The following is a 10,615-nucleotide window of genomic DNA, read 5'->3' as shown; positions in this document are numbered from 1 at the left end:
GGGGGGGGGGGGTTGAGGATTTTTTTTTTTCCTTTCCTTCCCTGTCTTTTTCGACCCGTTTTGCGGCCGGGCCTGCTCCCCCCCCCCCCCCCCCCTTCTCTTCCTTCCCCCCCCCCCCCCCCCCCCCCCCCCCCCCCCCCCCCACCGGACCCTCAGCGCCGCTCGCGCGCCCAGACCACGCGCAGCGCGGGCGAGGTGAGGATGTCCTTCTCGCAGTACCGCGAGGTCACCCAGCGCTCACCGGAGAACAGCCGGGTCTGGTCGGCGTAGTACGGCGAGTTCGGGTTCGAGGACTGGCTGTACGACAGCAGCGTGCGGGCCACCGGGCAGCGGCTCCCGTCCCAGCCGACCGCCTGGATGTGGCTCGAACCGTGCACCACCTCCGTGTAGCCGCCACCGGCCGCGTTCCACACCGCCTCCACCTTGTCCCACACCCCGAGCGCCTCGGTGCCGCCGCCGACCGGGATCCGCTGACCGCCGCGCACCACGAACTGGTGCTCGCCGAGCGGCGCGTCCAGGGCGATGCCCGCCGCCCTCAGCTCCGCGACCGTGTCCGCCAGGGCCCGCCCGATGCCGGGCGCCGACCGGTTCAGGGTGCGGGGCGTGCGGACCGGATCGGCCGCCGAGAACGGCACCTGCCACAGGTCCTTCGTCGTCGTCGTCGCCGTCAGCCGCCGCCAGAACCGGTCGAAGAGCAGCGCGCCCCGGCTGGCCGTATCGGCCGTACGGTCCCAGCGCGCCAGCACCGGGCAGGCCGCCGAGACGTCCACCGCCGAGCCGTCGCTCGCGGTCGCCGTACCGCCCGGCAGGGCCGCACACGCCTGCGCCGCGTCGGCGGCCGCCAGGTCACCGGCCGGAACCCGGTTCGCGAACTGCTGGGCCTGGAGGTCCGCCACCGTCAGACCGCCCTTGGCCGCCATCGCCGACACGTCCTCCAGCGCGCCGCGCGTGCGCAGCGACCGGGCCGTCCCCGTGTTGCCCCACACCCGCTCGTAGCCGGTGAGCGGATGCTCCGCGTTCGCCAGCCAGGCGCTGTCGTTGGAGTTCTCGGCGTACACCGCGTCCCGCAGGGTCGGCGCCTTCGCCGGACCGAACACCCCCGGCTGCACGGCGTCCGGATCCGAGCCCAGCGCGCAGTCGCCGCGCGAGCCGTCCAGCACCGCGAGACCGGCCGAGGGGTAGGTCGCCCGGCCCAGCGGGGTGGAGCAGCGGGCCGCCAGCTCGTCCGTGATCCGGGGCACGATCTGGGACTGGGTGAAGAGGGTCGCCCCCGCCGCGTCGGCGGCCAGCGTGTTGACCCAGGGCAACCCCTGCGTGCGCCGCTGCGCGTCCTGGATCCCGGCCACCGAGCGGGCCTTGCCCATCGCGAGCGCGGTGTCGAAGGCCCGCAGGTTCACCGCGTTCGGGTCGCCCAGCGCATAGGCGGTGGTCGCGGACCAGGGCAGCGGCAGGCCCGCGCCGAGGGAGGTGACGACGGGGCCGAAGCGGGTCCACCACTGGGTGCGGGCGACCGGTGCGCCGCCCTTGACCGGGACGCTGACGGTGCGCGGCACCATCTTCTCGGACACGCCGTCGACCAGGTAGGCGGTCGGGTCCGCCGGGTCCAGCGCGAGCTGGTGCAGGTTGACCGGGGTGCCGGTCGCCACGGTGTGGCTCCAGGCGACCTTGTCGTTGAAGCCGATGTTGACGACGACGGTGCCGAGCAGGGAACCGCCGGAGACGTTCAACTCGCCGGGGATGGTCTGCTGCGACTGCCAGAACCGGCGGCCGCCCTGCCACGGGTAGTGCGGGTTGCCGAGCAGCAGGCCGCCGCCGCTCGCCGTGGCCGACCCGGCGAAGGCCACCGCGTTGGAGCCCATGTCGTAGCGCGAGGTGTCGAAGAACTGCCGGGCCGCCTCCGCCGCGGCCGCCGGGTCGAGCCCGCCCCCGGGCGCCGGCGCGCCCGTACGGGCCCCCGCGCCCGGAGCGGCGGCGGGCGGCTGCGCCGCGGTGATCCCGTCGATCCCGCGCCCCTGGCCGCCGAGCACCGCGACGGCGTACCCGCGGGCCGCCACGTCGACGGCCGTCACGGGTCGCACCCAGGCGGCCCCCTTGCAGGCCGGATCCGTGATCTTGTTCTGCGCCAGCCAGGCGTTGTACCCGGCGGCCCAGCCGCGCATCAGCTCCTTGACGTCCTTCCCGGGACCGGCGGGCGCGGGCGTGGCCAGCAGCTTCTCGACCGTGCCCGTCTGCCGGACGCCCTTGAAGTACAGGTCGCTGGAGAGGTTCCCGACGGCGGAGGAGAGGGAGCCGTCGGGGGCCGCGTCGGGCCCGAACCAGCGCGAACGCTCGCCGGACACCGTCAGGAAGCCGTCCGCCAGGACGCAGACCTGGTCCGCGGCCTGCGCCCAGCCGGTGCCGAAGCCGAGGTCGGCGTAGTCCTTGGCGAGGATGTGCGGGACGCCGTTCTCCGTGTAGCGGACGAGGGCGGACAGGCCGCCCCCGGACGAGGCCCGGGCGGCCCCCGCGTCGGCGGCGGCCGAGGCGGCGGCCGGAGGGACCGCGGCGGCCGTCGCGAGCAGCGCGGCGCCGGTGAGGGCGATCCGGCGAAGTGCGGGGCGGGTGCGGAAACGCAACGTGCCTCCCAAGTAGCCTTCGAATGACTGCGGTTACGCGTGGAACGGGTGGTGCGCTTGCCGTGCCCCCACACTCATGCAGGCAAGCTGATGATCTGTCAACAATCCCTGTTCCAGGATGAGATGAGGATGGCTTCATGACGCAGGTGCGGCACAACACCGTCGACGGGCTCCTGCGCGACACCGCGCGGCGCCTGCCCGAGCGGGTCGCGGTCCGCTACCGGACGCGGGAGTGGACCTACCGGGAGCTCGACCGGGCGGTCTCCGCCGCGGCCGCCGTGCTGACCGACGTGTACGGCCTGCGGCGCGGCGACCGGGTGGCCACCTTCGCCCACAACTGCGACGCCTACCTGATCGCCTTCCTCGGCTGCGCCCGGGCCGGGCTGGTGCACGTCCCGGTCAACCAGAACCTCACCGGCGAGGACCTCGCGCACATCCTGGACGACTCCGCGACCGCGCTGGTGCTGGCCGACCCGGACCTCGCCCCGCGGGTCGCGGACGGGCGTCCGGTCCGGGCGCTGCGCGACGCCCCCGGGTCCTTCCTGGCGGCGCTGGCCGGGCAGGCCCCGTACGAGGGCGGCGGTGATCCGCGGGACGTGGTCCAGCTGCTGTACACCTCCGGCACCACCGCGCTGCCGAAGGGCGCGATGATGACCCACGCGGCGCTGTGCCACGAGTACGAGAGCGCGATCGAGGCGCTGGACCTGAGCGCGGACGACCGGCCGCTGCACTCGCTGCCGCTCTACCACTCGGCGCAGATGCACGTCTTCCTGCTGCCCTACCTGGCGGTCGGGGCCGAGAACACGGTGCTCGACGCTCCGGTCGCGGAAGAGATCTTCGACCGGGTGGAGGCGGGCGGGGCGGACAGCCTCTTCGCCCCGCCCACGGTGTGGATCGCCCTGGCCAACCACCCCCAGTTCGCCACCCGTGACCTGGGCGGGCTGCGCAAGGCGTACTACGGCGCCTCGATCATGCCGGTGCCCGTCCTGGAACGGCTGCTCGCGCGACTGCCCGGCCTCGCGTTCTACAACTGCTTCGGGCAGAGCGAGATCGGCCCGCTGGCGACCGTTCTGGGGCCCGCCGAACACGAGGGTCGGATGGATTCCTGTGGGCGTCCGGTGCGCCACGTCGAGGCGAAGGTGGTCGACGAGGACGGTGCGCCGGTGCCCGACGGCACCGCCGGCGAGGTGGTCTACCGGTCCCCGCAGCTGTGCCTGGGCTACTGGAACGACCCGGAGGCGACGGCGCGAGCCTTCCGGGACGGCTGGTTCCGCTCGGGCGACCTCGCGGTGCGCGACGCCGAGGGCTACTTCACGGTGGTCGACCGGGTGAAGGACGTCATCAACTCCGGCGGGGTCCTGGTCGCCTCCCGCCAGGTCGAGGACGCGCTCTACACCCATCCGGGGGTGGCGGAGGCGGCGGTGGTCGGGCTGCCCGACGACCGCTGGATCGAGGCGGTCACGGCCGTGGTGGTGCCGCGCGGGGCGGTGACCGAGGAGGAGCTGATGGCGTACGCCCGGGAGAAGCTCGCCCACTTCAAGGCGCCGAAGCGGATCCTCTTCGTGGACGCCCTGCCCCGCAACGCCAGCGGCAAGATCCTCAAGCGCGAGCTGAGGGACCGCTACCGCTCGGGGCAGTAGGCACCGGACCCCTGGCCCCCGCGCCGCGGAACGCCGTGGCGCGGGGGCCTCCGCATGCCCGGACGGGCCTTTTACCCGCAGGTGAGAGGTCCGTCAAGTCCCGAATGTCCGGAACGTGACCCCCGTGCGGCGCTGGGGCCTACTGGTGATGCGGGCCTCGCCGGAAAGCGAACAAGGCGAACGGACCGCAGGGTCCCGGATCCCGGGACACCAGAAACCCCGATGTTCTGAGGAGAAGGTCATGAACCGTAAGACGCGCACCAACAACGTTGTCCGTACCAACCGCCGTGGATTCCGACTGGCGACGCTGTTCGCCTCGGCGGCCATGATCTCGGGAGGAGTCCTCATTCCGGCCTCGATGGCGTCGGCGGCCCCCATGCCCGCCCACGTGGCCACCGCCCTTCCGGCAGCCGGAGGCGCCGGAGGTGACGGCGGTGAAGGCGGAGGCGGCCTGATCGGCGGGGGCGGCGGCTCCGGCGGGTCCGGTGGCGGCAGCGTCACCGGCGTCGGCGGCGCCGGCGGCAACGGCGGCAAGGGCGGAACCGGTGTCCTCTCCGGCGGCGGCGGCGGTGGCGGTGGTGGCGGCGGCGACGGCGTCATCGGCGGCAACGGCGGCAAGGGTGGCGACGGCGGCGGCGGTCTGTTCGGCGGCAGCGCCGGCAACGGTGGCGGTGGCGGCGACGGCGTCCTCCAGGGCGGCAACGGCGGCAAGGGCGGCCACGGCGGCAACGGCGTCTTCCAGGGCGGCAACGGCGGCAAGGGCGGCAAGGGCGGCCACGGCGGGATCTTCGGTGGCGTCGGCGGCGGTGGTGGCGCCGGAGGCTCCAGCATCTTCTGACCGGCCCACCTGATCCGGTGATCCGACGGGGTGGGGGCCGCAGGGCCCCCGCCCCCCCGATCAATCGTTCCGAATCCCGCGGTACCTCATCTCACCTCATCTCACCTCACCGAAACTCACCGAAGTGGAGAACCCCATGTTCACGAGCTCCTGGCAGCGTCCGCTGGTCCTGGCGGCGGCCTCCCTGGCCTTCGTCACCGGCACGGCGTGCGCCGCGCAAGCAGCGCAGTCCCACGCTCCCGCGGGTGTCGTCTCCTCGGTACCGGCCGGACAGTCCGCCCACTGCACGGGCGCCGCGGGCGGCGAGGGCGGCGAAGGGGGCGCGGGCGGTCAGGGTGGCCAGGGCGGTCAGCCCGGACAGCCGGGTCAGCCGGGCAAGCCCGGCACGACCGGTTGCTTCCGGTTCGAGGACCTGCCCGACAAGCCGAAGGCGGAGCTGACGGTGGTGGACCGGGTGCGCATCGTCGTGACCCTGCTGGCCGACGACACCGACGCCACGAAGGAGAAGATCGCCAAGAAGTACGAGATCACGACCGAGCAGCTGGACACCTGGAAGAAGAACTACCTCGAAGGCGACTGGTTCGCCCTGACGACAGGAACCTTCCCCGCCGCCCCGTAGGACCAGGGGAGCGAGGGCGAAAAAAGGTTCATGGAACGAGGCCGGCGGGCCGACGAGCGGGGCAGCGGACGACGCGGGCCCGAACGGTCGGTGGCCGGCCCCACCATTTCTCGGCTAGGGAGAATCTCATGCGTGCACGATCTTGGAAGTTCAGTCTCGGTTTCGTCATCTCGACCACGGTGATCGGCGTCGGCGCGATGGTGCCCGCGGCCACCGCCGCCAGCGCGGCTCCCGCACTGACCGTCCAGGCGGCCTCCGCCACCGGCCACCGCCACGTCCCCTCTCCCGGGGGCGGCGGCAACGGCTCGGGCCTCGGCAGCCGGATCGGCGGCAAGGTCCAGGTGGGCAACGGCAGCGTCCGCGTCGGCGACAAGGTGTGCGCGGGCAACTGCAACGGAACGGTCAACGGCAGCCAGGGAGGCGGCGGCGGGGTCTGCGTCGGGCTCTGCAACGGCAGCGCCAACGGCGGCAACGGCGCCCAGGGCGGGACCGGCGGCAACGGCAGCCAGGGCGGCAACGGCGGGGTCTGCGTCGGGCAGTGCAGCGGCAGCGTCAACGGTGGCAACGGCGGCAACGGTGGGGCCGCGCCGGCCGGCGGCGGCGACGGCGGCAGCGGTGGCAAGGGCGGCAACGGCGGCATCTGCGTCGGCGCCGGCTGCGAGAGCAGCGGCCAGGGCGGCCGCGGCGGCGACGGCGGTGAGGGCTGACCGCCCGGGGGATGTGGGGCACGAGGCGCGTCCGGTGATCACCGGACGCGCCTCGTGATCGTTCGCACTAGACTTTTCGTGTTCGGAAGAAGGGCCCGCGCGTCGACTCCGCAGCCGAGTCGGTCGGCCGGGAGCGGGAGGCGCCTGATGGGCACGGCATCGCATCGCATCTTCTACACGGGCCGGCCCTCCGGCCTGATCGGGCAGGAGATCGCCGGCTACCGGATCGAGCGGCTGATCGGCCGCGGCGGCATGGCCGTCGTCTACTGCGCCAAGGACCTGCGCCTGGACCGGATGGTCGCGCTGAAGCTGATCGCCCCGGAGCGCGTGCGCGACGAGGTCTTCCGCCGCCGCTTCACCCACGAGTCCCGGGTGGCCGCGCGGATCGACCACCCCCACATCGTGCCGATCTTCGAAGCCGGTGACACGGACGGCGTGCTGTACATCGCGATGCGGTACGTCGTGGGTCCGGACCTGAGGGTCCTGCTGGACCGCGAGGGCCCGCTGCCCCTGACGACCGCCGTGCGCATCGCCGCCCAGGTGGCCTCCGCCCTCGACGCGGCGCATGAGCACGAACTGGTGCACCGGGACGTCAAGCCCGCCAACATCCTGGTCGCCGCCGGCACCGACAGCGACCACCCCGAACACGTCTACCTCACGGACTTCGGCCTGACGAAGAAGGCACTGGCGCTCAGCGGCTTCACCACCGCCGGTGAGTTCGTGGGCACGCTCGACTACATGGCGCCGGAGCAGATCGCCGGCCGCCCGGTGGACGGCCGGTGCGACCAGTACAGCCTCGGGTGCGTCGTGTACGAGTGCCTCGTCGGTGGCCCGCCCTTCGTGCGCGACGACGCCCCGGCGCTGCTGTGGGCGCACCAGTACGACCAGCCGCCCCCCTTGACGGAGAAGCGGCCGGACATCGCCCCGGCCGCCGCCGAGGTCCTGGCGAAGGCCCTGGCCAAGGTCCCGGAGGACCGGTACGGCTCCTGCCTGGAATTCGTGGCGGCGCTGCGCGCGGCCGCCGCCACGAACGGAGGGAACGGCGCCGCGACGCACGTCGACCGGGCATCCCTGTCGGATGCCCGGTCTGTCGGCTGGTCCGGCGACCGCGTGTCGCCACCGGAGCCTCCCGGTTGGGCGCTGCCGGTCTTCGTCGGCCCGTCCCGCGGGTGGTGGAGCGCGTAGGTCGTGGGGGATCAGGGGGTGCGGCCGGTCACAGGCCCAGGGAGACGGCGAGCCGGACCATTTCCGCCGTGGTGTTGATGCCCAGCTTGGTGCGGATGCGGCGCAGGTAGGCGTCGACCGTGTGCCGGGAGAGTCCCATGGAGCGGGCCGTCTGCACGTAGGTGCACCCGGCGGCGATGTGGCGCAGCGCCTCCTGCTCACGGGGAGCGAGAACGGTGGCGGTGGTGGCGGTGGCTTCGGCGTGCGGCATGGAGAGTGTGAGGCTCATGGGACTTCCTCCGACACATCGGCTCGGTCATCGCTGCTCACACCCTCGGAAGCAGGGGACTCATCCGTGTTTGCGGATGTATGTCCCTGTTAAAGAGCTTGTCGGTGGGACTTCATGGAGGTGTCCGTCGACTGTCACAGGCGTGTCACAGGCAACGCCGACACGCATAGCGCGGGAACCATCGCGGTAAGGGCCGGGCCGCTTGAACGGCCCCGCCTCACCCGATGAGGGACTGCTCGGCCCAGATGGTCTTGCCGAGGGGGGTGTGTCGGGTGCCCCAGCGCTGGGCCAGCTGGGCCACCAGCAGGAGGCCGCGTCCGCCCTCGTCGAAGATCCGGGCGCGCCGCATGTGCGGGGCCGTACCGCTCGCGTCCGAGACCTCGCAGATCAGGGACGTGTCCTCGTGGATCAGGCGCAGCTGGATGGGCGGCTCGCCGTAGCGGATGGCATTGGTCACCAGCTCGCTGACCACCAGCTCGGTGACGAAGGCGGCGTCGTCGAGGCCCCAGGCCGTCAACTGGTCCGTGGCGTCCCGCCGGGCCTGGCCGACGATGGACGGGTCCGGCGGGACGTCCCAGACGACCACCTTGTCGGCGTGCAGCGCCCTGGTCCGGGCGACGAGGAGGGCGACGTCGTCGTCCGGAGGATGGGTCAACAAGGTGGTCAGGACCCTGTCGCACACCGCGTCCAGGGTGGCGGCCGGCCGGACGAGGGCCGTGAACATGCTGTCCAGCGCCTCGTCGATGTCGTGGTCACGGGCCTGGAGCAGGCCGTCGGTGTACAGGGCCAGGATGCTCCACTCCGGCAGCTCCACCTCGATGGTCTCGAAGGGCAGGCCCCCCAGACCCAGCGGCGGCCCGGCCGGGACGTCGAGGAGGTACGCGGAGCCCTCCGGGGAGATCACCACGGGTGGCGGGTGGCCCGCCCGCGCGGCCGTGCAGCGGCGGGTGATCGGGTCGTAGACCACGTACAGACAGGTGGTGCCGATCCCTCCGGCGGTCTCCTCGCCGTCCCGGTCGGCCTCGTCGGCGGACAGGTGGATGACGAGGTCGTCGAGATGGGTGAGCAGCTCGTCGGGCGGCAGGTCGACGTCGGCCAGGGTGCGTACGGCGGTGCGCAGTCGGCCCATGGTGGCGGAGGCGCGGATGCCGTGGCCGACCACGTCGCCCACGACCAGGGCCACCCGCGCCCCGGAGAGCGGGATCACGTCGAACCAGTCGCCGCCCAGACCGGCCTCGCCACCGGCGGGCAGATAGCGCGAGGCGGTCTCCAGCGCGGAGTGGGCGGGCAGCGAACGCGGGAGCATGCTGCGCTGGAGCATCATCGTGGAGGTGTGCTCCCGGGGGTGCCGGGGCGCGTTGCGGATGCTGCTCGCGGCCTTGTTCGTCAGCTCCTCGGCCAGCCAGAGGTCCTTCGGCAGGAAGGGCTCCGAGCGCTGGTGGCGACCGAAGAGGGCCACCCCGAGGGTGGTGCCCTGCGCCCGCAGCGGCACCACCATCATCGAGTGGGCGCCGTAATCGGCGATCCAGGCGGCTCCCGGGTCGTGGACCGCCCCGCGGGCGACGCCCGGGTCCGCCGTCCCGTACACCGCTCCGCGACCCGCGGCCAGACAGTCCGCGGGTGGGGAGAACGGCGGATGCGTGGTCCGCTCGCCGACCGACACCCGGGACTCCGGTTGCCCGCGCAGGACCGAGCGGGCGGCGGTCCGGCGCACGGTGACCGGCGTCGCCGCGGCGGGGGCGGACGGTCCGTTGCCGCGGGGGAGGGGGTCCAAAAGGTCGACGAACGCGAAGTCGGCGAGCCGCGGGACGGCGACCTCCAGCAGCTCCTGGGCGGTACGGGCACTGTCCTGGGTGGTGCCGATGCGGGCGACGGCCGAGGCCGCGTCGTCCGGTGCGAGGGGCTGGCGCTGGTCCTCCTCGGGCCCGGCCGCGTGCTGCGCCGCCATGGAGACCGCACGCACCCGGCCGTCCGGGTCGCGCAGCGGGGCCAGCGAGGTCACCCAGCCGTGCTCGGGCTCCGTACCCGCGGGGTGGACGAAGGCGTCGACGTACTGCGGTTCGCCGGTCTCCAGCACCAGGCGCATCGTGCGCCCGGTCGCCTCGCTCACCGGGTCGGGCACGATGTCGTACAGGCGCAGCCCGCGCATCTCGGCCTCGGTGAGGGACAGCGCGCGCTCCATGCCCGTGTTCGCCCGTACCAGCCGCAGGTCCTCGTCGAAGATCGCGAGGGGGAAGGGCGACTGGGCGAAGGCCCATTCGCTCAGCGGACCGTTCCGCGGCGCCCGGGTGGCCTCGCCGGCCACCGCGGAGACCACGAACCACCTGGTGGGACCGTCGCTGGAGGTCCGGCGGTGCGCGAGCAGGGCCTGTTCCAGCCGTCGGCCGTCCCGGTGCCGCAGGGCCACGGTCCCGCTCCACCGCTCCGGGCCGGGCGGGATCGGGCGGGCCTCCTCGGCGAAGGCATCGGCGAGCAGGTGCGCGCCAGGCAGCCCGACGACCTCGGAGGCCGTGTAACCGAGCAGCAGAGCGGCGTCCTCGCTCCACTCGGTGACGATGCCGAGCTCGCTGATGGTGGCCGTGGCCGTGGCCCGGTACACCGGCTCGGGTGAGGCGTTCGGCTCCGCCGCTGCCGCCGGCCGCTCACCGGGAGGGGTGGGAAGTTGCTCCATCGACGCTCATCTCGCCCTCGCTAGTCCTGCGCCGCGGTGCCGTGCGCGGTCCCACGGAACCGCGCACGGCGA

Annotated in this window: 8 protein-coding genes; 5 read left to right on the top strand and 3 right to left on the bottom strand. The window is 73.4% G+C overall.

Going from position 1 to position 10,615, the window contains the following annotated elements:
- Window positions 1–152: 152 nt before the first annotated feature.
- Window positions 153–2,615, bottom strand: a complete 2,463-nt coding sequence (locus tag ACZ4UB_RS04745) for a penicillin acylase family protein (RefSeq protein ID WP_468068245.1) — start codon at window positions 2,613–2,615, stop codon at window positions 153–155.
- 137 nt (window positions 2,616–2,752) lie between these two features.
- On the opposite strand from ACZ4UB_RS04745, the gene ACZ4UB_RS04740 reads away from it, so the two are divergent.
- The 5 genes from ACZ4UB_RS04740 to ACZ4UB_RS04720 all read left to right on the top strand — a co-directional run bounded on the left by ACZ4UB_RS04740 (window position 2,753) and on the right by ACZ4UB_RS04720 (window position 7,604).
- A complete protein-coding gene (locus tag ACZ4UB_RS04740) occupies window positions 2,753–4,255 on the top strand; it encodes a fatty acyl-CoA synthetase (RefSeq protein WP_468068244.1) in 1,503 nt (500 codons plus the stop codon).
- Between the two features lie 241 nt (window positions 4,256–4,496).
- The gene (locus tag ACZ4UB_RS04735) at window positions 4,497–5,093 is read left to right on the top strand and encodes a hypothetical protein (protein WP_354380997.1); all 597 of its coding nucleotides are present in this window, start codon (window positions 4,497–4,499) and stop codon (window positions 5,091–5,093) included.
- A gap of 136 nt (window positions 5,094–5,229) precedes the next feature.
- Entirely contained in the window at window positions 5,230–5,712 is a 483-nt protein-coding gene (locus ACZ4UB_RS04730; protein ID WP_468068243.1) for a hypothetical protein, read from the top strand.
- Between the two features lie 128 nt (window positions 5,713–5,840).
- Window positions 5,841–6,419 carry a hypothetical protein gene (locus ACZ4UB_RS04725; protein WP_468068242.1) on the top strand — a complete coding sequence of 193 codons (579 nt, stop codon included), beginning with the start codon at window positions 5,841–5,843 and terminating at the stop codon, window positions 6,417–6,419.
- A gap of 147 nt (window positions 6,420–6,566) precedes the next feature.
- Complete coding sequence (locus tag ACZ4UB_RS04720) at window positions 6,567–7,604, top strand: serine/threonine-protein kinase (protein WP_468068240.1); 1,038 nt, start codon at window positions 6,567–6,569, stop codon at window positions 7,602–7,604.
- A 28-nt stretch (window positions 7,605–7,632) separates the two neighbouring features.
- Here ACZ4UB_RS04720 and ACZ4UB_RS04715 read toward each other — a convergent pair whose 3' ends face one another.
- Complete coding sequence (locus ACZ4UB_RS04715; protein WP_468068238.1) at window positions 7,633–7,872, bottom strand: response regulator transcription factor; 240 nt, start codon at window positions 7,870–7,872, stop codon at window positions 7,633–7,635.
- Between the two features lie 217 nt (window positions 7,873–8,089).
- Window positions 8,090–10,543, bottom strand: a complete 2,454-nt coding sequence (locus ACZ4UB_RS04710) for a SpoIIE family protein phosphatase (RefSeq protein ID WP_468068237.1) — start codon at window positions 10,541–10,543, stop codon at window positions 8,090–8,092.
- Window positions 10,544–10,615 lie beyond the last annotated feature (72 nt).

The organism is Streptomyces sp. NPDC028419 (genome assembly GCF_055565515.1).
Note: the sequence above shows the minus strand (reverse complement) of the source record. Positions and strands in the feature narration are given on the sequence as shown.